Here is a 23,441-nt window from a genome sequence, read left to right as displayed (position 1 = left end):
TACAATTGCAATAAGAATAAGCTTTTTTTTAGAGTTAGACATTGGGTTTTCCTCCAAACAAACGATTAATTAATTTTTCTTATAAAAAAATTACAAAATGTATTTGCTTAAATCTAAATTCTCAACAACATCAGCAACTTTTTGCATCACATATTCATCATCAACAGTTATATTATTATTTTCAACATCAGGTGCTTCAAACAAAATATCCTCTAAAACTTTTTCAATAAGCGTATGCAATCTTCTTGCTCCAATGTTTTCATTTTTATCATTAAAATATTCAGCCAGTTCTGCAATTTTTTTTATTGCACCATCGGTAAAAGTTAAATTAATACCTTCTGTTTTTAACAATTCAGTATATTGTTTGATTAAAGCGTTTTTTGGTTGAGTTAAGATTTTGTAAAAATCATCTTTAGTTAATGCTTGTAATTCAACACGAATCGGAAATCTGCCTTGAAGTTCAGGTATTAAATCGCTGGGTTTTGTTTGATGAAAAGCACCAGCAGCTATAAATAAAATATGGTCGGTTTTAATAACACCAATTTTTGTATTTATTGCACTGCCTTCTATAATAGGCAATAAATCTCTTTGAACACCTTCTCTTGATATATCAGGCCCGCCTCCAGCACTTTTACCTGCAATCTTGTCGATCTCATCAATGAATACAATCCCCATATTACTTACAAGCTCTCTTGCAATTTCTTTTACCTTTTCTTTATCAATTAAATTTTGAGCTTCTTCTTCTTTGAGTATTCTTTTTGCTTCTTTTATTGTTACTTTTTTTGTTTTCTTTTTTGAAGGCAACATATTGGAAAGTAAATTCTTTAAATTTGAATCAAAATCTTCCATCATTGGTTGCGAAATTTCAATAAAAGGTATTTGCATAGATAAGTCTTTTTCTTCTATGGTAATTTCAATCACTTTATCGTCTAATTCACCTTTTTCGAGTTTTTCTCTAAATTTTTCACGCGTTTTTTTTATACTCTCTTCTTCATCACGATTTTCTTCATAAATGGAAATTTTTTTCTTAACAGGAGGCACTAAAATATCCAGTAATCTAGACATCGCAATTTTTTGGGCCTGATCATCAACTTTTTCTAATTCTTGAGCTTTTGCTGTTTCATAACCTACACTCGCCAAATCTCTAATAATTGACTCTACATCTCTTCCAACATAGCCAATTTCAGTAAATTTTGTTGCTTCAACTTTAACAAATGGCGCATTTACTATCTTTGCCACACGTTTTGCGATTTCGGTTTTTCCAACACCAGTAGGTCCAATCATAAGTATGTTCTTTGGTATTACATCTTCTTTAATATCATCGGGTAATTTGCTTCTTCTGTACCTTGACCTTAAAGCAATAGCAATGGCTTTTTTTGCTTGAGCCTGTCCAACTATATATTTATCTAAAAATTCAACTATTTTTTTTGGTGTCAGCTCTTTTAAATTATTCTTCATGTTCTCTCCAATTTATCAACTATAATATTTTCGTTTGTATAAATACATATAGATGATGCAATTTTTAGAGATTCCCGTGCAATTTGTTCAGCATTTAAATCAGTATTATTGAGTAAAGCTTTTGCAGCGGCTAATGCATATGGACCACCAGAACCGATTGCGCATATATTTTCATCAGGTGATATTACATCTCCGCTTCCTGATATCAAATACATACTATCTATATCACATGCAATAAGCATAGCTTCCAAGCGACGCAATATTTTGTCCGTTCGCCAGTCTTTTGTAAGCTCGACTGCAGAACGCGTTAAATTTCCACTGTACTTATTAAGCTTTTCTTCAAGTCTCTCAAATAATGTAAAAGCATCTGCGCTTGCTCCAGCAAAACCCACTAATATACTATCATTGTAAAGCCTTCTGATTTTTTTTGCTTTGGCTTTCATAACAGTATTTCCTAGCGTTACCTGACCATCGCCTGCAATTGCTACCATATTGTCTTTTTTTACAGCGATAATTGTAGTTGAATAAAACTGCTGCATTATTTACCCTGTGTTGCGAACTTGGATTTTTTTAGCAAAATAGGCTCTTTTGCTTCATCTACAGTTTCTTTTGTAACTATACATTCTTTGATTTCGTGCTTTATTGAAGGAACCTTGTACATGATATCGTTCATAACTTCTTCCATAATGCTGCGCAAACCTCTTGCGCCAACTTTACGTTCAAGAGCTTTTTTTGCGATCGCTTTTAGGGCATCATCTTGTATGGTTAGTTTAACATGCTCAAGTTCAAATAACTTCTGATACTGTTTAACAAGTGCATTTTTTGGCTCTGTCAGTATTTTAATAAGTTCATTTTCTTTTAAATCTTCCAATGTTGCAACAACATGTAATCTTCCTACAAGTTCCGGTATAAGACCATATCTTACTAAATCCTGAGGTGTGACATGTTGCAACAATTCTGAAACATTTAATTCTTCTTTAGATTTAATGGGACTATTAAATCCAATGCTTTTTTGATTTAACCTGCGCGCTATAATATCAGCTAAGCCTTCGAATGCGCCGCCACATATAAATAAAATATTTGTTGTGTCTACTTGAATAAATTCTTGTTGTGGGTGTTTTCTTCCCCCGTATGGGGGTACATTTACAACACTGCCTTCAATAAGCTTAAGCAAAGCCTGCTGTACGCCCTCTCCTGAAACATCTCTTGTAATTGAAGGGTTTTCGCTTTTTCTTGAAATTTTATCAATTTCATCAATATATACTATACCCTTTTGTGCTAAAGCTACATTATAATCAGCAGCCTGTAATAGCCTCACCAGTATGTTTTCTACGTCTTCGCCCACATAACCAGCTTCGGTTAAACTCGTAGCATCAGCAATAGCAAATGGCAAGTTCAAAATCTTGGCAAATGTTTTTGCAAATAAGGTTTTACCAGTACCTGTAGGTCCAATAAGTAAAATATTGCTTTTTTCTAATTCAACATCAGAGTTTAGCAAATTTTGATTTGAGTTTATTCGTTTGTAGTGATTGTAAACTGCTACAGATAATGTTTTTTTAGCTCTTTCCTGAGAAATTATATACTCATCTAATTTTTTCTTAATTTCTTCTGGAGTTAGGTTATACTTTTGTGTATCTTCATTTTCTTTTCTTATATCTTCAGCTAAAATATTATTACACAATGCAATACATTCGTCACAAATATAAACACCGGGTCCTGCTATTAATTTTTTTACTTCATCCTGAGACCTACCACAAAACGAACATCTAAGTGGCTCTTTTGGTTTTGCCATAATTATTTTTCTCCTGCTTCTCTTTTTTGAAGCACTTTATCAATAATACCATACTCAAGTGCTTCCTGTGCGCTCATAAAATAATCCCTTTCGGTATCTTTTTCAATAGTGCGTAATTGTTTGTTTGTATGTTTACTTAAAATTGTATTTAATTCCTTTTTTAATCTTAGTATTTCTTTTGCATGAATCTCAATTTCACTTGCCTGCCCCTGAACGCCTCCTAAAGGCTGGTGTATCATTATTCTACTATGAGGCAAAGCGTATCTTTTGCCTTTTGCGCCTGCAGCCAAAAGCACAGCTGCCATTGAAGCACAGCTGCCAATGCAAATTGTTGACACCTCTGGTTTAATATATTGCATTGTATCGTATATTGCAAGTCCACTTGTAATAATACCACCTGGAGAGTTAATATATAAGTATATATCTTTATCAGGGTCTTCTGATTCTAAAAACAGCAATTGGCTAACTATTATATTTGCAAGGTAATCATCAATTTCACCGCCAAGCATAATTATTCTATCCTTTAAAAGTCTTGAATAAATATCGTAGGCTCTCTCACCATGTGGCGTTTTTTCTATTACTATTGGAACTAAACTCATACTGCTTCCTCTTTAACAGCATTTTCAAGCAAAAAATCCAAAACCTTATCACTTAATAAATCAACTTTTATCAAAGGTAGCATGCCTTTTTCTTCATATTCTTTATAAAGCTGTTCAAAATTTTTTCCACTTATATTTGCTTCTTTTTCTATAGCATTTCTTATCTCTTCACCACTTACATCAATATTTTCTTTATCTGCTATTTCAAGCAATAAAAATGTTGCTTTAACACGTTTAATTGCTTCTGGCTCAAATCGTTCTCTAAGTTTGGCTGGTTTATACTCTTCTTGTTTTAAGTCAATACCTCGATAATAAGCATCTTTTACAAAATCCATTATTAAATTGCTCGTTTCTTTACTTACAACAGTTTGAGGAAGCTCAAAATCATGTGCATCAAGAAGTTTTTCTAATAACTCTTCTTTTTGTCTTTCTATTTCCTGCAATCTTTTATTTTCAAGTAATCTTTTTTTAATATCTTCTATTAAGTCATTTACTGTCTTAAAGTCTTTGTTTATTTTTTGTACAAACTCATCGTTTAATTCTGGTTCAATTACCTTTTTTATGCTTTTTAAGGTTATTGACAATTCAATTTGCTTTCCTGCAATTGATTTTATAGAGTGTTCGGCTGGAAAAGTAACGGTAATTGTTTTTTCTTCATTTTCTTTCATGCCTACAATTGCATTTTCCACTTCAGTTATTAATTGGTTCGTCCCAAGCTGAACATACAAGTCCTTACCAGTTAAATCTTTTATTTCTACACCTGTTTGAACATCTTTTGCTTTAATATCAAATACAACAACATCGTTTGGTTTTGCTTGTTCATGTGAATCTTCAAGAGAGCTGAAAGCACTTTTTAGCTGCTTAATCGATTTGTCAATGTCTTCTTGTGTAACCTCATATGGCTTCTGTGAAATTTTTATGCCTTTGTAATCTTTTAATTCAATATCTGGCTTGACCTCGACTTCTACTTCAAAATAAAAACCTTCTTCGTTAAAATCTTTAACATTTAAAAACACAGGATCTGATACAACTGATAAATTATTTTCTGATATACAAAAACGATACCCTTCTTCTAATAAATCTCTTTTGACATCTTCGTCAATATCCTTGCCGTAGTTTTTAAGTATAATTTCTTTTGGTATCTTACCTTTCCTGAAACCTTTTATATTAACAGTCTTTTTAAGGTGATTTATGATATCTTCCTTTGTCTTTTGAACTTTTTGTATTGGAACTTTTATAAACATCTTCCTTTTTGACGGTTGAACTTTTTCTACTTTTACTTCAAACATTTGACCTCCAAAAATTTTACACGCTTTTATGAATATAACAAATAACAATTGATTTTTCAAATAAAATTACACAAAACCAAAGTTTTAATTTACTTGACTTTTTTTATTAAAGCTATATATTAAAAGTAGCTTGGTTTTCCCCCTCTTTTAAGGTGTGAAAAGTATCCCCCTCAAAAAAACTTTTCACACCTTTTTTTTATTAAACAATAAAACTTGAAAAAATTTAGCTAACATTGTAATATTTTTAAGTTATGAATTTTGCATCGCTTATTGGCAGAAAAAAATTGTTAACTATAGAATTTAATCCACCTAAAAATCCTGATATAAAAAAACATATTTTAAAACTTGAGCAATTTAAAAACATAGCAGATGCTATTAATGTAACAGATTCTCCAATGGCAAAGCCACGAATGAATTCAATTGTATCCGCAAATTTTGTTAAAAACATAAGTGAACCCATCTTTAACCTAACATGCAGAGATAAAAATAAAATTGCAATTCAATCAGATTTACTAGCAGCAAGTGCTTTAGGTTTAAAAAATATTTTAGCCATTACCGGTGATCCTGCAAAAGATAATGACAGTGTATATAAAATCAATGTATTTGAGTTAATTAAATTGATAAAAAATTTAAATGAGCAATTCAATACTGATTTTTTTATTGGGTGTGCAAGTGATATACCAAAAACAAACAATATGCCTTCAATAAAGTCAAGACTCAAAAGAAAAACTGAAATAGGTGTAAAATTTGTTATCACACAGCCAATATTTTCCAAAAACGATCTGGAAAGATTTTTAGAAGCAAGCAATGATATAAAAATTCACAAAATTATAGGCATAATGCCTATTGTAAGCTACAAAAACGCATTGTATTTAAATAATAATGTAAAAGGTATTAATATACCTAAATTTATATTATCTAAATTTGAAAACGCTTCAATAGAAGATTCTAAGCTCATAACGCTGGAATTGCATAGTATACTTTTAAATGACATCAAGAATTTATTGCCATATATCGAGGGTTTGCATATAATGAAGCTTGATTATGAAATTGCTAAATTAACAAAAAATTTTTTGGAGGTCTAATGGATATTTTTAAAGAAGGCTTGGAACCTGTAAAGGAGCCAACACAAGAGGATGTTGTTGAAGCCATAAATATGATTCTAGATAAAGCACCAAAATGGACTATAGTGGAAGAATTAGAAGAAATTGCTGAGTATATATTGATTTTAGAAAAAGCCCTAGAAAAAAATGGCATAACGCTTGATAAAAATGATATGAATGAAATCAAATTTGAAGATGAAAAAGAATTTAAAAAAGAAAAAAAATGGTTATTACTTCATTTTGTAGGTAAAATTATTAAAAAAGAGGGTCCTTAATATGGCAGTTTTATCGGATAAGCAAATTATTGAAAGAGCAAAACAAGGCATGATCGAACCTTTTGCTGCTACACAAATCAAAGAAATTGATGGCAAAAAGGTTATTTCTTTTGGTGTATCAAGCTATGGTTACGATATGCGCATTTCTGACGAGTTTAAAATCTTTACAAATGTAAATAGTTCGATTGTTGATCCAAAAAATTTTGATGAAAAAAGCTATGTAGATTTTGTTGGCGATGTATGCATAATACCGCCAAATAGTTTTTGTCTTGCTAAAAGTATTGAATATTTTAAAATACCAAGGGATATTCTTACAATATGTGTTGGAAAATCCACATACGCAAGATGTGGCATAATTGTCAATGTAACGCCTTTTGAACCAGAATGGGAAGGCTATGTTACAATCGAAATATCAAATACAACTCCACTTCCTGCTAAAATATATGCAAATGAAGGTATTGCGCAAGTTATATTTTTAAAAGCAGATAGTGTATGCCAGACAAGCTATGCCGACAAAGGTGGCAAATATCAAAAACAAATGGATTTAACATTACCAAAATTGTAATATTAGTCGAAAGGAGTTTTTATGTCAGGACACAATAAATGGAGCACAATTAAACACAAAAAGGCAAAAGAAGATAGTAAGCGCGGAGCTATTTTTACAAAAATAATTAAAGAACTTACAATAGCAGCACGACTTGGTGGCAAAGACCCAGAATCAAACCCTAGACTCAGGTTAGCAATAGATCGTGCAAAAGAAGCCAATATGCCAAAACAAAACATAGAAAAAGCCATTTTAAAAGGTGCTGGAGAGTTATCTGGTGTTTCTTATGAAGAAGTAATGTATGAAGGCTACGGTCCATTTGGTGTGGCAATGATAATAAAAGCCACTACGGATAATAGACAACGCACAACTTCAAGTGTAAGACATATTTTAAGCAAACATGGCGGCAGTCTTGGTGAGGTAGGATGCGTTTCCTGGATGTTTGATAATGTAGGCTATATTACGCTAAAATCTGAAAAAAGCGAAGAAGAAATGCTTGAAATAGCGCTTGAGATTGGAGCAAAGGATGTCAAATATAATTATGAAGATAATATTTATGAAATTATCACAGAACCTAAAGATTTAATGAATATAAAATCACAACTCGAAAATAGTGGTTTTACAATTGAGAGTGCAGAGTTAACGTTATTGCCACAAACAACAGTCAAATTAGATGCAGATCAGGCAAAAAGCATGATAAAATTAATGGATGCTTTAGAAGAAGATGATGATGTATCAAATGTTTATGCAAATTTTGACATACCAAACGAAATTTTAGAAGAACTTGAATGAATGAAAAATATCTTGGAATCTTAAAAAACGATGATCCGCTCTTTTTTTATTTAAACAAAATTAAAGAATTAAAACTAAATAATTTTATCCCTGTAGACTTTTATTTAGTTCAATCATTTTCTAATACAAAAACAAATGTTTATAAGTACACATCAAATTTTGATGGTACTTCTTTTGTTGTTAAATTTTTTGGAAAAAATTCAACAGTTAATAAAAAAATAGCAATTAAAAGACTTTTATGGGAATTTAATAAGCTCAAATTCTTTCAATCGTGTACAAACAAAAAGACCAAGATTATAAATCCGTATTGTTATCTTCCAGATGTTGATTGTGCTTTAGTTGAGCCATATATTAATGGAAAAACGCTCGATTATTATATAAAAAACGCTATTGAAAAAAATGAAAAAAATAAACTTTATAATAAGTTAGAATTACTGGCTTTACTTTTGAAGTGTATTCACAAAGAAGTCCATCAAAATAATTACGATATGGTTGTAGAAAAAAATTATTGTGCTAAAATTTTGCATACATTGTACAAAAACGATTTAATTGACAAAAACAAAATGCTTGATATAAAAGATACATGTATAAAAAAATTCTCCGAAATTAAAACACAACCAACACACATCCATGGTGATGCAACCACTACAAATTTTATATATGCAAATGGTTCAATTTATGCTATAGATATGGAAAAAGCAAAAATTGCAAGCTTTGAGCTTGACTTAGGTTTTATAATTGCAGAACTTAAACATCATTTTATGTTATTTGGGCAAAAAGACAATGACGCTTCAGAATACATATCATTTTTTTTAAATAATTATTGTATTTTATCATCTAAAAATATAAACGATATAGAAAATAATCTGAAAATATTCACAGCTTTAGGTTTATTTAGAATTGCGCGCAATATGTATCTAGATGTAAACTACAGGAAACTTCTGGTAAAAAAAGCTATAGGTTTAATACAATGAAATACAAAAACATTTTTTTTGACTTATATGGAACGCTTATTGATATTAAAACTGATGATTACAAGCCAGAAATATTCTATAATTTATCAAATTTTTTAAATTACGAAGGTATAAGGGTTGAAAAGGAATTTTTTCAATCAAGATTCGAAGAAAACATAAAACATCAACTATCGGTTTCCCAAGAAAAATACCCGGATGTTGATATCAAAAAAGCTTTTTATGATACGATTTTGAGTTTTGGCTATAACACCTGCGATTATCTTCTTGATACAATAATGAAGATATATAGAACTTTGAGTATATTAGAATTTAATGTCTTTGATGATGTACACAAAGTACTTTCAAACTTAAAGAAAGATTACAATTTGGGTTTAATATCAGACGCACAAACAATTTTTTTATATAAAGAAATAAGCATACTATCTTTAGAAAGCTATTTTTCAAGCATTACACATTCAAGTGTACTAGGTTTTAGAAAACCAGATGAGCGGATATTTAAAATTGCACTGGATAAGGCCAATGTAAAAGCAAGCGAAAGTGTATATATTGGCGATAGCATAAAAAGAGATATAGGTTCAAAAAAAGCAGGCATGACATTTATTTTAATCAAACGTGGAGAATCTATTTATGACAAGGAATCTGGCGAAGCTGACGTTGTAGTTAATACACTTGAAGAAGCACAGCACTATATCAGGTCAAATATATGAATTTATTGGATTTTGCAGATACTAAATTAAAACAAAAAAAATTATTATTTGAACAGCTAAGATCGTTAAACAAAAAAACAAAAAGCGGCAGAAGTTTATTAAAAATACACTCAAAATGGGTAGATGAAGTTATTCAAGAATTTTATAAAAATTTTTCACAAAACACTCAAAACTGCATAATTGCACTAGGCGGATATGGCAGAAACCAGCTTAACCCTTTCTCTGACATTGATTTAATGATACTATACACAAAACTTGATAGTTCAATAGAAAAATTATCAAAAGACTTATCTGACCTATTATATAAGCTAGGCTATGATACATCTGTTATAGTAAGGACGCTAAAAGATTGCTTCGAACTTTCCAAAAAAGATGACACCATAAAAACATCTCTAATGGATAGTAAGTATGTATGTGGCAATCAAAAACTATTTTTAAGATACGAATTTATACTTAAAAAAATAATTGAAATGGACAAAGTTTCATATGTAAAAACAAAAATAGAATCCTATCAAATACGACACGCAAAGTATGGTAATACAGTGTTTGTTTTAGAACCAAATATTAAAGAAGGTGTTGGCGGACTTAGAGATTACCACAGTGTAGTATGGATTTATAAGGCTATTTTTAACACAAAAAACGCTCTTGACATGAAAAAACATAATTTAATGACAGACTTTGATTATGAAACACTTACATCTGCCCTTTATTTTTTATGGCGCTTAAGGAATGCAATGCACTTTGTAGCAAACGGCAAAAATGATATACTCTATTTAAACCTTAGGGAAGCTATTGCAAGTGAAATGCAAATCTACGCTTCATCATACTTTAGTGCCCAAGAAAGATTAATGAGAAAATACTATTATTACGCTAGAAAAATGCAAGATGTGTGCGAAAAACTCATTAATAAAGCTGCTATCTATATTAGCGAAAATAAAAATCCTGTCGTATTTGAAATAGATAGCAAAACAAAAGTAGTAAACAATCACCTAGAGTTTTATGATGATCTTAATCTATACAATATCTTGATTCTTTTTTACTACAGTGTTCGCTATTGTGTTAATCTTTCTTTTGACACCATTTATTCAATAAATACAACAAATATATCCAATCAAAAAAACGACTTATTTGTTTTTAAATTATTTAGACTTATATTTTCTTACCCAAAGCCTATATATAAACAGATCTATCAAATGCACAAATCAAATTTATTAAACAAATTAATCCCGGAGTTTGGAAAAATTTATTGCTTAAGTGAGTATAGCATGTATCACAAATATACAGTAGATGAACATTCGTTGCAAGCATTGTATTTCTTGGATGAACTTTTTGAAAAAAAAACAGATAGTCCTTTTATTATGAGACTTCAACATATTTTTTTATCTTTAAACGAAAGGGATTTGTTTCTGCTTAGGTTTGCTGTACTTTTGCATGACATCGGTAAGCTAAAAAAACAAAAACATGAAGTATTGGGTGCTGAAATGTCACTTAAGATATCTGAAAGATTTGGTTTAGGAAAAGAATTAAGACAAGATCTTTATTTTTTAATTAAAAATCATTTACTTATAAATAGAGTTATTTCATACCAGGATATTGACGATACTAAAACTATTTTAAATGTATTAAATATAGTAAAAGATAAAAGAATGCTAAATTTGCTCGTACTACTAACCTATGCAGATATGAATGCAGTAAATGATAATGTGTGGAGTAAATGGAAAGAACAATTGCTTGAAACGCTGTATATAAGATTAATATTATCGCTTGAAAAAAAAGATCAAAACTTTCTTATCTTAACAGATGCCAAAAAAAAGAAAAAGAACTTACTAAATCAAATTCAAGAAAAAGATATCATAGATTTTTTAAACCGCATACCAGAGAGTTTAATATTTGACATGGATGAACAAACTATTCTACAATTATTAAAAACATTTTCAAAACCACAAAAAAATAATTATTTTATGGTTGAACAAAAGGACGAGTATGCAAGATTGTTTGTGCTTGCCAAAGAAAAAATTGGGCTTATTAACAAAATAGCTGGCATAATGCTTTGCGCAAATGCCAGTATAATTTTAGGAAAAACCTACACTCTTGACAAAAATAATACAATTGTTGTTTTTACAACAAAAAATAAAAATTTAGATGAAAATTATATTGAAGAACTTTTTTTAAAATCTGAGGAAGATGAGTCTTTTTTGGACGAATGTGCTCGAAAAAATACAAATAAGTTTTTGAATAGATTGGAAAAAACAAAAATAGAAATGTCTATAAAAAGAATTGAAATAGAAGTTGATAATAATCAAAGCGATATATATACTGTTGTTAGAATTCATGCACCTGATAAATTAGGTCTTTTATACAATATTACCAAAGTATTTAAAGAACTGGAAATTTTTATTGGATCTATTATTATTGATACTAAAGGTGAAGTTGCTGTGGATACTTTTTATGTTTTATCATCTGGATTTAAAAAAATTTATGATAAAAAATTCATCGATTTGCTCAAAGCAAGACTTTATGAAATTTTATCTTAAGAAAAATGGAAAAAGAAAAAGTATTTCCAAAAGATATAAATGAAATTATTAGTGTAGGTCAAAATATCAATATAGAAATACTTGCCGGAGATTATAAAGGAATTTATTATTCGTATGTTTATGATGAAGACAAAGATGGTTTTTTAATTTTCCCTCCAACAGATAGTTTAGGCAGAATGGGTTTTGTTAAAGTAGGGGATATGGTATCAGTTAGTTGTATATCAAAAAAAAATATGAGAGTGGCATTTGATTCTAAAATCTTACAAATTATAAAACACACCGATAAAACATTATACAAAATTAGTAAACCAACAGAATTTTACAAATATGAGTTCAGGGAAAACTTTAGAGTAGATGTTTTGTTAAATGCAACATGTTATTTTTATGACACATCAAACAAACTCCAGACAAAACAGGCAAGTATATTAAACTTAAGTGCTTCTGGCGCTAAAGTATCATTAAATGAGTTTTTCGAGTTAAATAAAAGAATTATTCTTGAGTTTATTTTAGAAAATAGAACATTTAATGTTAATGCAACAATTGTTAGAAGATTACAAATTGATACCAATACATATCACTATGGGATACGATTCGAAGAAATGGATTATAAAGATAAAGATTTTTTGATCAAATTTTGCCTGAAGAAACAAATGGAATTTTTGCGCATGCAAAGAGGTTAAAATGATAGAAACTATAAAGCGTCTAAAAATTGCTGTTATTGGAGATGTAATGCTTGACCATTATATATTTGGGAATGTAGATAGAATTTCTCCTGAAGCACCCGTGCCTGTTTTAAATGTTAAAGACGAAAAATTTTATTTAGGTGGGGCAGCAAATGTTGCAAGGAACTTGAAAGATTTAGGTGTTAATGTTTATCTTATAGGGTGCATTGGCAAAGACGAATCAGCAAATATTTTCAAAAAACTTTGTGAAAATGAAAACATAAACGCAAAACTTATAGAACAAAGAAAAATTACAACAAAAAAAACACGTATCGTGGCTGCTTCTCAACAAATAGTGAGAGTTGATAGAGAACAAAAACAACCTATAGATTACAAAACAAAAAATGAAATTATAAAAGCTGTTGCAAAAGAAAATGTAGATGCAATTATCATTTCTGATTACGGAAAAGGAGTTATTTCGTCTAAACTTATTGAAGAACTAAGATATATATTTGATAAATTCATAAGTGTTGACCCAAAAGTAAATCATACAAAAATGTATAAAAACGTTGACCTTATAACACCAAACTTAAAAGAAACTCAAGAGATGAGCAAAATTGAAATTCAAAATGATAAAGATTTAAAAAAAGCTGCAAATATAATTATCAAAAACACAAAATGCAAGTATTTACTTGTTACACAAGGGGAAAACGGTATGACCCTTTTTTCAAAAGACGGACTTGTGTATCATGAAAAAGCTTTGGCAAAAGAAGTTTATGATGTAACAGGTGCAGGCGACACTGTGATTGCAGTTTCTACTATGTGCTTTGCTTTGGGCTGTGAGCCTACAAAAGCGGTTAAGCTTTCAAGCATTGCAGCGTCTATTGTAGTTGGCAAACGTGGCACATCCAGTGTTAAATTTGAAGAAATAAAGGATTATATATGAACATTGCAATTTTAATACCAGCAAGGCTATCTTCAACACGTTTTCCCAAAAAACTCTTGTGTAAGGTTAATAATAAAAGCATCATTGAGTGGACATACCTAGGTGCAAAAAATTCCAAACTAGCCCAAACTTGTGCAGTTTTAACTGATTCTAAAGAAATCCAAAAAACCATAGAAAATATTGGCGGTCAAGCCTTTTTTGTAGATGGTAATTTTGTAAGTGGAACAGATAGAATTGCCCACTTTGTCTTAGATAAAAATTATGATATTATTGTTAATGTACAAGGCGATGAGCCATTAATAGATGGTCAAACAATAGATAATCTCATAACATTTTTTATTAAAAAAAAGCTACAAATGGCTACTTTAGCAGTAAAATGCAATACCTGTGCAGATAATATAAATGATGTTAAAGTTGTTGTTGATAAAAACAGCTTTGCAATGTACTTTTCCCGCTCTAAAATACCTTACAATGCTAATTTTTACGATAACTATCTAAAACATATAGGTGTTTATATATATGATAAACACACATTGCTTTTTTTACACAATCAAAATCCAACTGCGCTAGAGTTAGCAGAAAAACTTGAACAATTAAGAGCTCTTGAATTTTCAATAAAAATTGGAGTCCTCATAGTATCAAAACAATTCATTGGTATTGATACAAAAGACGATCTGCAATTATTTGAACAGTATATTAACTTTAAACAGATGTCATCTTTTTAAATAAATCTACCTCATATTTTGAACCAATAATAAGAGGCGTCCTATCATGCAATGTTTGGGGGGTTTTATCCAGTATATCAACCAAACCATCGCATGAAGCACCACCTGCGTGCTCAACAATATAAGAAAGAGGGAAAGCTTCGTACAACAATCTTAGTTTTCCTTTTTTATTTTTTTCATCTGCTGGATATAAAAATACACCGCCTTTTAGTAAATTTCTGTGAAAATCAGAAACAAGAGAACCTATGTAACGTGATGTATAACCTTGATCCTTTAAAGTTTCAATATAGTCTTTTATCTTTTTATCCCATTTATTAGAATTTGCTTCGTTTACACTGTAAATGTTGCCTTTCGGGGGTATTTTTATATCTGGATGAGACAACAAAAACTCACCAACACTTGGATCAAGTGTAAAACCATTTACACTCCCACCAGCACAATATACAAACATTGTAGAAGATCCATATACAACATATCCTGCAGCAATTAAATCCCTGCCCTTTTGTAATAAATTGTCTTGTAAAGAACACTCTTCTTCTTTTTTTCTAAAAATACCAAAAATCGTACCAATACTTACATTAACATCTATATTAGAAGAACCATCAAGTGGATCAAATACAACAACATATTTGCCTTTTTGGTACTTATCCGGTATTTCTATCGCAGTTTCAACTTCTTCAGATGCCATAACACACACTTTACCTATATGGTCCAATGCTTCAATCATCTTTTGATTTGCAAACACATCCAGTTTTTGCTGAGTCTCACCAAAAATATTTTGCGTCTCTAAACTACCCAAAATATTAACCAGGCCTGCTTTATTTACTTCTCGTGCAATAATTTTTGAAGCAAATGCAATCTGCTCTAAAATAATTGTAAAATCACCTGTAGCTTCTTTAAATCTTCTTTGTTCTTCAAGTATAAACCTACTTAAATTCATAAGCGCCATAGACTGCCTCCTTTACAAGTAAATAAATATCATAGACAAAATACCAACAACCAAACACATAAACAATACTGGCAAGATTGTTGCTTTTATAAATTGGGCTTCTTCTTTTCCACCAACACCAATCGTTGCTGCTGCATTTGTAATTTTTGACGGTGTGATAGCTGATGCTATGCCACCTCCTACAGCATGAGCCGCATAAATCCACATAAATGCATTTGCACCTACAGTTGATATTGTAGCTTCCCACTGAATTTTTGCAAACAAAACATTAGATGCAGTAGCGCTACCTCCAACAAATGCTCCAATTAAACCCAAAAACGGTGCAATTAATGGATAAAAAGATCCAAAACTTTTGGCAAAACTACTTGATATTATAATGTCCATATTGTTTTGAGTAAAGTTTGAAGATGGAATTAGTTTTGAGCCAATAACATCCATACCAGACCATGCCATGATGTATGCAACGCTAAAAAACAAAGAGTATGCCAAAAATGGCCCCCAAATCCTTTTAAGCCAAAGCTTTGTAACTTTGCTCAATTGTTCTTTTGTGGGCTTTAAAATAAATATTGATAGTATACCAACAACCATTATCCAAAACCACACACTGGAAAGAATATTTAAATCTTCTGTTTTATCAGCAAAAATATGGATTATTTCATAAGGATTTAATAAATTACTCAAATAAAGTTTTACAGAATGAACATTTACAATAAATGACAATAAAATAAGGATAATAAAAGGAGAAGCTGAAAGAAGTAGATCTTTTTGAAAAAAAGTCTGTCTTTGAGTAGAACTTGAGCCGTTTTTATAATAAAAGTATACAAAAACCATAGTGGCAAGTCCTGATAATACACCTATAATTTCAACCGGCGCAATTCTTGACCATGCCAAAAATAAAGCAGTTAAAGATAATACCAGACCAGAAAGCATCGCAGCAATCCAGTTCTTTTTTAACGCCTGCATCCCCCCAACAGTGTATAACATTAAAAATGCAAACAACATAGAAACAAATGGCAAAAATGCTGTAATTTTGAATGTATAATCCCAGATAAAACTAGATAAGCTATCAATACCAGGTGGTTTGATACCAAAACCCATAGCGACTTTGCAGGCAATGTAATGGGTATAGAAAATAACGCAAACGAAGTTAGTGGATCATAGCAAAGAATGCTTATCGCAATAGCTGCAACAGGACTGAACCCAAGGAGTCTAAATATCGGTGGAAACATAGCAGGTGTTACCATACCAAGAGCAGTTGATAAACTACCAAAACCCATACCTAAAAATAGTGTTTGTTCTTCTTTATTTGTAGTTATGCCTTTTATATAATCGATAATTTTAGATAAAGCTTTTGTTTCATTCATTAAAAAAATTAAAAACATGGTAAATGTAACAGCCAGAGAAATACCAAGTGCTTTTACAATACCCATTATTGTTGCGCCCCATACTACAGCATATGGTGTTTTAAAATAGTAAACAGCTATTGCAAAACAAAGCAACCAGCCAGCAACAGACACAAATGTACCAGAACGATTAAAAACAAGCATACCTGCCAACACAAGCAAAATAGGTAAAATGGCAAAAAAAAGTCCATACTCCCTCCGCCTTAATTATTTACAGATATGTTAATTAAAAATAAAAACATTGTCAAGAAAATGTAAAATTATAATTTTAAATTACAAGATTTATAAACTAACTATAAAATTAAATACCTTCGTACTTTTCTACAATTTTGTTATCTTTATCAACTATAACAACTTTTGGTACGACTTTATCTGCTTCACTATCGTCTACCAGCCCAAATGCTGCTATTATAATTTTATCACCTACAGCAACTTTTCGTGCTGCAGCTCCATTTAGACAAATTACACCTGAGCCTTTCTTGCCTTTTATTGTGTAAGTTTGAAATCTCTCACCATTATCAATATTCCATATATGCACATACTCGTATTCTTTCATGTTTGCCGCTTCCATTAAATCTTCATCAATTGTTATGCTGCCTATATAATGCAAGTCTGCCTGAGTAACCGTAGCCCTATGAATTTTTCCAATAAGCATATTTCTAAGCATAATCCCCCCTTTAAATCCACATATTGTCAATCAATCTTGTTTTACCAAAAAAGACTGCCAAAGATATCAAAGTTTTACCCAAAACCACTTCCTTTAACTCACTCAAACAATCAGTTGAATTTATGCTAATGTAATCAATACGTGCTAAATCGTAAGAATTTATAACATCTTTCATATTCTTGATAATTGTTTGTGAATCATAAATTTTTGCATCTATTAACTCTTTTGCCTTATCAAGAGCTTTTTTTAAACAAACAGCTTGAGAACGCTCTTTAGCATTTAAATAAACATTTCTTGAACTTAAAGCCAGACCATCAATATCCCTTTCAATTTCGCATGGTACAATCTCGACATCAAGATTCAAATCTTCAACCATTTTTTTGATAATTATTAACTGCTGGGCATCCTTTTTGCCAAAATATGCCCTAGTTGGTTTAATAATATTAAATAGTTTTAAAACAATTGTTGTTACACCTTTAAAATGAGTGGGGCGTGACTTTCCTTCAAGCGGTTTACTTAAAAAAGAAACTTCAACGTAAGTTTGATAATTTTGTGGGTACATTTCTTCATAACCTGGGTAAAATATTACATCAACGCCATTTTGTTCGCACAAAACCCTATCTTTCTCAAAATCTCTTGGGTATGTATTAAAATCTTCATTTGGCGCAAATTGCAATGGATTTACAAAAATGCTAACTACTACAATATCATTTTGTGATCTAGCTTTTTTTATTAAAGATAAATGTCCATTATGTAAATAACCCATTGTAGGCACAAAACCTATGCTTTTTTTTGACAAAATTGAATTTTTGCTAAATTCTTTCATTTGATCAATAGTCTGTATAACTTTACTCATATGAGTACTCCAATGATGGAAATTCGTTGTTTTTTACTTCTTTAATATAGTCTTTAATACCTTTTATAGCATCTTGTTTTAATGACGCATACCTTTTGACAAATTTAGGTTTAAAATCATCAAAAAGCCCAAGCATATCATGAAAAACCAAAACCTGACCATCACAGTAAAGCCCAGCCCCAATACCAATTGTTGGAATTTTCAGTTTTTGAGTAATTTCTTTTGCAAGATTTAGTGGTATAGCCTCTAAAACTATAGCAAAAACACCAGCTTGCTCCAAACTAATAGCATCATTTACTATTTTTTGCGCTTGTTCTTTGGTTTTTGCCCTGACAGTGTATGAACCAAAAACATTTATAGATTGAGGCGTTAAACCTAAATGTCCAATAACTGGTATGCCGCTTGAAACCAATTTATAAACAGTTTGAGCAAACTCTTCACCACCCTCGAGTTTTACACAATCACAAAGCGTTTCTTTCATTATTTTACCAGCGTTTTCCAGCGCTTTTTCAGTCGATGCTTGATAACTCATAAATGGCATATCAACTATTAATAACGCGTTGCTTACACCTTTTTTTACGATTTTACCATGATAAATCATCTCATCTAAACTAACTGGCAATGTAGAACTATTTCCCTGCATAACCATACTTAGAGAATCTCCAACGAGTATCGAATCAATACCAGCTTCATCTGCAATTTTTGCCTGGGTATAATCATAGGCTGTAATCATAGTTATTTTTTCTTTTGATTTCATACTTACAAACTTAGGTACCGTCATTTTCATAAACTTATCCTCCTTAAAATAAAAAGCCCAAATGCATTTAATATGCATTTGGGCTTTTTATTTTAATTTGTTCGCTTAAAGCTCCCAAAGGAGTCTTTGTGCTATTTAACAAAAATTTAACCTCTTAACAAACAATTTTTATTGAGTCGCGATCCCGTTCGCGCTCAAGCAAAACTTTAACATTTTCACCTAAAATGTTTATACTATCATTTAACTCACACAAGCCCACAAGCCAAAAACACCTATTTAGTAAATACCTGTGTGGAATGTTTAAAAAATCACCTCTAATGATAATATCCCAAAATATTAAAATGTCAATATCGATATTTCTTGGACCCCATTTAATATCAGTTTGTCTGCCCATTTTTTTTTCGATTGACTTAATAAATATTAACAGTTCATAAGGCTCAAGCTCTGTTTCGATTTCTATGACTTGATTGTAGAAATTTTCTTGATTCTTATAACCCCAGGGAGGACTTTCGTAAATATGCGAGAATTTTACAATTCTTATTTTGTTGTTTTGATTTATGAAGTCAACTGCTGTATTTATATTTTTTTTCCTATCTGCAATATTTGAGCCAAGCCCTAAAAAAACTTTTGTATATTTCATAATGACTTTATAGCATCAACTGCTTTTTGTATATTTGGGTTTGTTATGCTTATTCTAAAATAGCCTTCACCATACTCACCAAAACCTACACCAGGTGTTACTACAATACCTTTTTCTTCAAGTAATTTTTTAGTAAAGTCTTTGGAATTATAACCATGCGGTACTTTTACCCAAAAATAAAATGTAGCAAGTGGCTCCTCAAAATCAAAATTTGCTTTTCTTAGTGCTTGGGTCATCTGATTTTTGCGCTCTTGAAAGATTTTTCTTATAGGTTCATTTAGCATTTTGTAGTTATTTAGGGCAAAAATGCCAGCTGTTTGCAATGCTCCAAACACACCTGAGTCTACATTTGTTTTAATTTTGGCCAGACCATAGATACCCTCTTTATTACCTACAGCAAAACCTATCCTCCAGCCAGTCATGTTAAATGTCTTTGAAAAAGAATGTAGCTCAATGCCAACCTCTTTTGCTCCATCAATTTCCAAAAAACTCACTGGTTTGTAATTATCGTAATAAATTTCAGAATATGCATTATCTGATGCAACCAAAAAACCATATTTTAAAGCAAGTTCAACAACTCTATTGTAAAAATCTTTCGTGGCAATAGCGCTTGTTGGATTATTTGGATAGTTTATAAACATGATTTTTGTTTTATTCAACACACTTTTATCAATTGCGTCCAGATCTGGTAAAAAGCCATTTTCTTTCAAAAGCGGCATCTTATAGACAGAACCACCAGCAAACATTGTGGCGGTAGCATAAACTGGATATCCTGGATCTGGTACAAGCGTATAATCGCCTTTGTCAATAAAAGCAAGTGGCAAATGAGCAATGCCTTCTTTTGAGCCAATTAGAGCAAGACACTCATTTTGTGGGTCTAAATCTACATTAAACCTATCTTTATACCAGTTTGCTACAGCTGCTCTAAACTCAAAACTTCCTTCGTATGAGGGGTACTGATGGTTTTGAGGATCCTCAAGGGCTTGTTTTGCAGCTTCAATAATTTCTTTTGGCGTTGGTATATCTGGATCACCTATGCCTAAATCAATAATCTCAACGCCTTTTTGCTTTACCTCTGTCTTTAGTTTATCAATTTCTGCAAACAAATAAGGTGGCAGCTTTTCAATCCTTTCTGAGAGTTTAAACATTTTTACTCCTTTACTGGATTTATTAATTTACCTATTTTTTCTATTTCAATCTCTATAACATCACCTACTTCAACACCGCCAACACCGCTTGGCGTACCAGAAGCTATTAAATCGCCCGGATATAATGTCATTATTTGAGATATAAATGAAACAAGCTCATATACATTAAATATCATGTGTGATGTTGTAGAATTTTGTCTGATTTGCCCATTTAGTTTTGTTGTAATTTTTAGATTCATGGGATCAACTTCAGTTTCAATAAAAGGACCAATTGGTGCAAATGTATCAAAACCTTTTGCCCTGGTCCATTGTCCATCAATTGATTGTAAATCTCTTGCTGTAACATCATTTATTATCGTATAGCCAAATATGTAATCTCTAGCTTGATCGACAGATACATTTTTACATACTCTGCCAATTACCACACCCAGTTCTCCTTCGTAATCAACTCTTTTTGACATATGTTTGGGATAGATAATAGGTTCGTTTGGACCAATAACAGTACTTGAAGGTTTAATAAACATTTTAGGCACACTTGGCTTTTCATCTTTCATTTCCTGAATATGATCGTTATAATTAAGACCAATGCCAATGATTTTTGAAGGTAAAACTGGTGGCAAAATTTTTACGTCATTTATGTTAGCTTCTTTAATAACTTCAAAATTGTTATACAAAAAATTATTTGACAAACACTTTACACTTTCATTTTCAAGCAACCCATAATACTCTTTATTCTCATAATAGAATCTCAAAAACTTCATATACCCCCCAAAAAATTTTTAATAGTTTCGACTCCATTGCCTTCTCTTAATATAACTTTATTTTCAAAATCTACAATAGTGGATGCTGTGTTTTTTGTCTTACCTGTTATAATAACATCAACAATGCCAAAATAATACTTTATCAATTCTTTTGAGTTATTAATTGGCTGTTTTTTTGAGATATTAACACTTGTTGAAGTTAGCGCAAAACGCTCTACAATTTTTTTAATATAAGGATCAAAGGCAAGACGATAAGCAGTTTTTCCATTCTTTGAAACATAAAAAGGCAAATTTATTTTATTTTTTAAAATTAAAGTAGCGCCTAAATTTAACAAATTCAAAGCTTCTTCATCCACGTATGCACTTTTTAAAACAAAATCTAGACTGCACAGTACTATTAGCGGATTTGATAAATCTCTTCTTTTTATCTTAAAAATCTTTTTGTTTGCGTAAGTATTAAATATGAATGCCCCAATACCATATATTGTATCTGCCGGGTAAATAACAACACCATTTTTAATGTTATATAAATACTTAAAAGCATCTTTATCTTTACAAACAATTGTTTTCATAAAATTTTGTAAAATAGACAGTGAAATCTAAACCATCTAGCTTTAGAGCTATAATCTGATATCCCAACCCAACTATAACTGCCTTTATAGAAATACTCATTCCTTTAACCGCCATGGTTAAAAGTCAAACCCTAATCACTTAACTAAACAAGTTTTATTGTTAACAATTATTATTTAAAACCTACATTTTTTAATTGTAAAACGAAAGCTATATCAAATTTTCCTAAGGAGATGGAATTATCTCTCATCTTGCAATCAAGTTTTTCTGACATATCAAAAACCTTACAATTTATTATGATTTCAATTTTGGAAACCTAAAAAGTTTGATACAATTCATTCCCATACCTCATTATACATTTTATCAAATTGGTAATTATATTGCAAACGCTTTACAAAAACTGCCAAATTAAACATTTTTAGTTAAAAAAATAATTGACATTTTTTATTTAATAATGTACAAAGTAATAATATAGATCTACAGAGGATTTGTTGAGAATTAAAATTATTTTTGAGAGCCCAAAGAATATAGTTTTGCAAGTAGGGTTTAATTCCATTATTCAATGGTTTATTTATAGTAACATTAAAGATTCGTGGCTACACGATATAGGTTTTAAATATGAAAAAAGACAATTTAAATTGTTTTCTTTTTCATCTTTTTTAGAAAAAGCTCAATTTATAAATGAAAAAAAATTATTCATTTTTCCAAAAATTGTAAGTTTTATATTTTCTTCACCGGTAGATTGGATAATAGAAAACCTGGCTTCAAAAAGTTTTACAACTAAAAAAATAAGTTTCTGGCAAAATGAATTATACCTATCAGAAGTTTCGGTATTAAAACCCCCACAAATTACACAAAATGAAATTAAAATTAGAGCTATTACACCCATAGAAGTTCACTCAACCTTTCAAATATATAAACAAAAGAAAACATACTACTATAATCCATATGAAAAAGAATTTTCTCTTTTAATTGCCAATAATGCAGCAAAAAAATGGGAAGCATTTTATAAAAAACCACCAGAATCAGAATTAAAATTAGAACCAATAGGTTTTAACAAAGAAAAAATTGTCAGATTTGGATCAAAAAATAGTTTAATAATAAAAGGTTGGACTGGTAATTTTAAGTTGCTTGCTGATTCTAAGATGTTAGGGTTTATTATTGATGCTGGTTTAGGTAATAGAAACAGCCAGGGTTTTGGAATGGTAGAAGTAATCCAATAATTTTTACTTAGGTTTTCTGAAATTTTTAAAATACGCTTCAGTGGAGGATTAATGATTGAAGCTGTTT

The 23,441-nt window shown here is 30.6% G+C and carries 26 protein-coding genes; 11 read left to right on the top strand and 15 right to left on the bottom strand.

The window, feature by feature from the left end; all coding sequences use genetic code 11:
- Positions 1 to 90: 90 nt before the first annotated feature.
- Genes hslU through tig form a run of 5 tightly spaced genes read right to left on the bottom strand, consistent with a single transcriptional unit; the run spans position 91 to position 5,138 of the window.
- Positions 91 to 1,458: an ATP-dependent protease ATPase subunit HslU gene (hslU, locus tag Q0C22_RS10310; RefSeq protein WP_291494479.1), complete on the bottom strand. Its 1,368-nt coding sequence runs from the start codon at positions 1,456 to 1,458 to the stop codon at positions 91 to 93.
- Complete coding sequence (hslV, locus tag Q0C22_RS10305; protein ID WP_291494477.1) at positions 1,455 to 1,997, bottom strand: ATP-dependent protease subunit HslV; 543 nt, start codon at positions 1,995 to 1,997, stop codon at positions 1,455 to 1,457. The genes hslU and hslV overlap by 4 nt, the downstream gene beginning before the upstream one ends.
- On the bottom strand, positions 1,997 to 3,250 hold the full coding sequence (gene clpX, locus Q0C22_RS10300; RefSeq protein WP_291494475.1) for an ATP-dependent Clp protease ATP-binding subunit ClpX: 1,254 nt from the start codon (positions 3,248 to 3,250) through the stop codon (positions 1,997 to 1,999). Before clpX ends, hslV begins: the two co-directional genes overlap by 1 nt.
- A 2-nt stretch (positions 3,251 to 3,252) precedes the next feature.
- Positions 3,253 to 3,849: an ATP-dependent Clp endopeptidase proteolytic subunit ClpP gene (gene clpP / locus Q0C22_RS10295; RefSeq protein WP_291494473.1), complete on the bottom strand. Its 597-nt coding sequence runs from the start codon at positions 3,847 to 3,849 to the stop codon at positions 3,253 to 3,255.
- Positions 3,846 to 5,138: a trigger factor gene (gene tig, locus Q0C22_RS10290; RefSeq protein ID WP_291494471.1), complete on the bottom strand. Its 1,293-nt coding sequence runs from the start codon at positions 5,136 to 5,138 to the stop codon at positions 3,846 to 3,848. Before tig ends, clpP begins: the two co-directional genes overlap by 4 nt.
- A 251-nt stretch (positions 5,139 to 5,389) precedes the next feature.
- On the opposite strand from tig, the gene Q0C22_RS10285 reads away from it, so the two are divergent.
- Genes Q0C22_RS10285 through kdsB form a run of 10 tightly spaced genes read left to right on the top strand, consistent with a single transcriptional unit; the run spans position 5,390 to position 14,400 of the window.
- Positions 5,390 to 6,223: a methylenetetrahydrofolate reductase gene (locus Q0C22_RS10285; protein WP_291494468.1), complete on the top strand. Its 834-nt coding sequence runs from the start codon at positions 5,390 to 5,392 to the stop codon at positions 6,221 to 6,223.
- Positions 6,223 to 6,516 (top strand): hypothetical protein, encoded by a 294-nt coding sequence (locus Q0C22_RS10280; protein ID WP_291494466.1) that lies wholly within the window; start codon positions 6,223 to 6,225, stop codon positions 6,514 to 6,516. The genes Q0C22_RS10285 and Q0C22_RS10280 overlap by 1 nt, the downstream gene beginning before the upstream one ends.
- Position 6,517: 1 nt before the next feature.
- Positions 6,518 to 7,081: a dCTP deaminase gene (gene dcd, locus Q0C22_RS10275; protein WP_291494464.1), complete on the top strand. Its 564-nt coding sequence runs from the start codon at positions 6,518 to 6,520 to the stop codon at positions 7,079 to 7,081.
- Between the two features lie 21 nt (positions 7,082 to 7,102).
- The gene (locus Q0C22_RS10270; protein ID WP_291494462.1) at positions 7,103 to 7,852 is read left to right on the top strand and encodes a YebC/PmpR family DNA-binding transcriptional regulator; all 750 of its coding nucleotides are present in this window, start codon (positions 7,103 to 7,105) and stop codon (positions 7,850 to 7,852) included.
- Positions 7,849 to 8,826, top strand: a complete 978-nt coding sequence (locus tag Q0C22_RS10265; protein WP_291494459.1) for a hypothetical protein — start codon at positions 7,849 to 7,851, stop codon at positions 8,824 to 8,826. Before Q0C22_RS10270 ends, Q0C22_RS10265 begins: the two co-directional genes overlap by 4 nt.
- Positions 8,823 to 9,533, top strand: a complete 711-nt coding sequence (locus tag Q0C22_RS10260) for an HAD family hydrolase (RefSeq protein WP_291494456.1) — start codon at positions 8,823 to 8,825, stop codon at positions 9,531 to 9,533. Before Q0C22_RS10265 ends, Q0C22_RS10260 begins: the two co-directional genes overlap by 4 nt.
- Positions 9,530 to 12,067 (top strand): HD domain-containing protein, encoded by a 2,538-nt coding sequence (locus Q0C22_RS10255; RefSeq protein WP_291494454.1) that lies wholly within the window; start codon positions 9,530 to 9,532, stop codon positions 12,065 to 12,067. The genes Q0C22_RS10260 and Q0C22_RS10255 overlap by 4 nt, the downstream gene beginning before the upstream one ends.
- A 5-nt stretch (positions 12,068 to 12,072) precedes the next feature.
- The gene (locus Q0C22_RS10250; RefSeq protein ID WP_291494452.1) at positions 12,073 to 12,747 is read left to right on the top strand and encodes a flagellar brake protein; all 675 of its coding nucleotides are present in this window, start codon (positions 12,073 to 12,075) and stop codon (positions 12,745 to 12,747) included.
- 1 nt (position 12,748) lies between these two features.
- Positions 12,749 to 13,675, top strand: a complete 927-nt coding sequence (gene rfaE1 / locus Q0C22_RS10245; RefSeq protein WP_291494450.1) for a D-glycero-beta-D-manno-heptose-7-phosphate kinase — start codon at positions 12,749 to 12,751, stop codon at positions 13,673 to 13,675.
- Positions 13,672 to 14,400, top strand: a complete 729-nt coding sequence (kdsB, locus tag Q0C22_RS10240) for a 3-deoxy-manno-octulosonate cytidylyltransferase (protein ID WP_291494448.1) — start codon at positions 13,672 to 13,674, stop codon at positions 14,398 to 14,400. The genes rfaE1 and kdsB overlap by 4 nt, the downstream gene beginning before the upstream one ends.
- On the opposite strand, the gene fbp is transcribed toward kdsB, so the two are convergent.
- The 10 genes from fbp to Q0C22_RS10190 form a co-directional block, all read right to left on the bottom strand.
- A complete protein-coding gene (fbp, locus tag Q0C22_RS10235) occupies positions 14,378 to 15,349 on the bottom strand; it encodes a class 1 fructose-bisphosphatase (RefSeq protein WP_291494446.1) in 972 nt (323 codons plus the stop codon). The genes kdsB and fbp overlap by 23 nt on opposite strands.
- A gap of 12 nt (positions 15,350 to 15,361) precedes the next feature.
- Positions 15,362 to 16,447, bottom strand: coding sequence for an L-lactate permease (locus Q0C22_RS10230; RefSeq protein WP_291494444.1), 1,086 nt, complete (start codon positions 16,445 to 16,447; stop codon positions 15,362 to 15,364).
- Positions 16,333 to 16,896: an L-lactate permease gene (locus Q0C22_RS10225; RefSeq protein ID WP_291494442.1), complete on the bottom strand. Its 564-nt coding sequence runs from the start codon at positions 16,894 to 16,896 to the stop codon at positions 16,333 to 16,335. The genes Q0C22_RS10230 and Q0C22_RS10225 overlap by 115 nt, the downstream gene beginning before the upstream one ends.
- 157 nt (positions 16,897 to 17,053) lie before the next feature.
- A complete protein-coding gene (panD, locus tag Q0C22_RS10220) occupies positions 17,054 to 17,419 on the bottom strand; it encodes an aspartate 1-decarboxylase (protein ID WP_291494440.1) in 366 nt (121 codons plus the stop codon).
- Between the two features lie 10 nt (positions 17,420 to 17,429).
- Positions 17,430 to 18,275 (bottom strand): pantoate--beta-alanine ligase, encoded by an 846-nt coding sequence (panC, locus tag Q0C22_RS10215; protein WP_291494438.1) that lies wholly within the window; start codon positions 18,273 to 18,275, stop codon positions 17,430 to 17,432.
- Complete coding sequence (gene panB, locus Q0C22_RS10210; protein ID WP_291494436.1) at positions 18,268 to 19,062, bottom strand: 3-methyl-2-oxobutanoate hydroxymethyltransferase; 795 nt, start codon at positions 19,060 to 19,062, stop codon at positions 18,268 to 18,270. Before panB ends, panC begins: the two co-directional genes overlap by 8 nt.
- 124 nt (positions 19,063 to 19,186) lie before the next feature.
- On the bottom strand, positions 19,187 to 19,672 hold the full coding sequence (gene folK, locus Q0C22_RS10205; RefSeq protein ID WP_291494429.1) for a 2-amino-4-hydroxy-6-hydroxymethyldihydropteridine diphosphokinase: 486 nt from the start codon (positions 19,670 to 19,672) through the stop codon (positions 19,187 to 19,189).
- On the bottom strand, positions 19,669 to 20,820 hold the full coding sequence (locus tag Q0C22_RS10200; RefSeq protein ID WP_291494427.1) for an LL-diaminopimelate aminotransferase: 1,152 nt from the start codon (positions 20,818 to 20,820) through the stop codon (positions 19,669 to 19,671). The genes folK and Q0C22_RS10200 overlap by 4 nt, the downstream gene beginning before the upstream one ends.
- A gap of 2 nt (positions 20,821 to 20,822) precedes the next feature.
- Positions 20,823 to 21,581, bottom strand: coding sequence for a fumarylacetoacetate hydrolase family protein (locus tag Q0C22_RS10195; protein WP_291494425.1), 759 nt, complete (start codon positions 21,579 to 21,581; stop codon positions 20,823 to 20,825).
- Complete coding sequence (locus Q0C22_RS10190; RefSeq protein WP_291494422.1) at positions 21,578 to 22,153, bottom strand: Sua5/YciO/YrdC/YwlC family protein; 576 nt, start codon at positions 22,151 to 22,153, stop codon at positions 21,578 to 21,580. Before Q0C22_RS10190 ends, Q0C22_RS10195 begins: the two co-directional genes overlap by 4 nt.
- A 489-nt stretch (positions 22,154 to 22,642) precedes the next feature.
- On the opposite strand from Q0C22_RS10190, the gene cas6 reads away from it, so the two are divergent.
- Positions 22,643 to 23,374 (top strand): CRISPR-associated endoribonuclease Cas6, encoded by a 732-nt coding sequence (gene cas6, locus Q0C22_RS10185; RefSeq protein WP_291494420.1) that lies wholly within the window; start codon positions 22,643 to 22,645, stop codon positions 23,372 to 23,374.
- The last annotated feature ends 67 nt before the right edge of the window (positions 23,375 to 23,441 follow it).

Origin of the sequence: Desulfurella sp. (assembly GCF_023256235.1) — a bacterium.
In the GTDB taxonomy this organism is placed as follows: domain Bacteria; phylum Campylobacterota_A; class Desulfurellia; order Desulfurellales; family Desulfurellaceae; genus Desulfurella.
The sequence above is the reverse complement of the archived record's forward strand: the minus strand, read 5'-3'. Positions and strand labels throughout refer to the sequence as shown.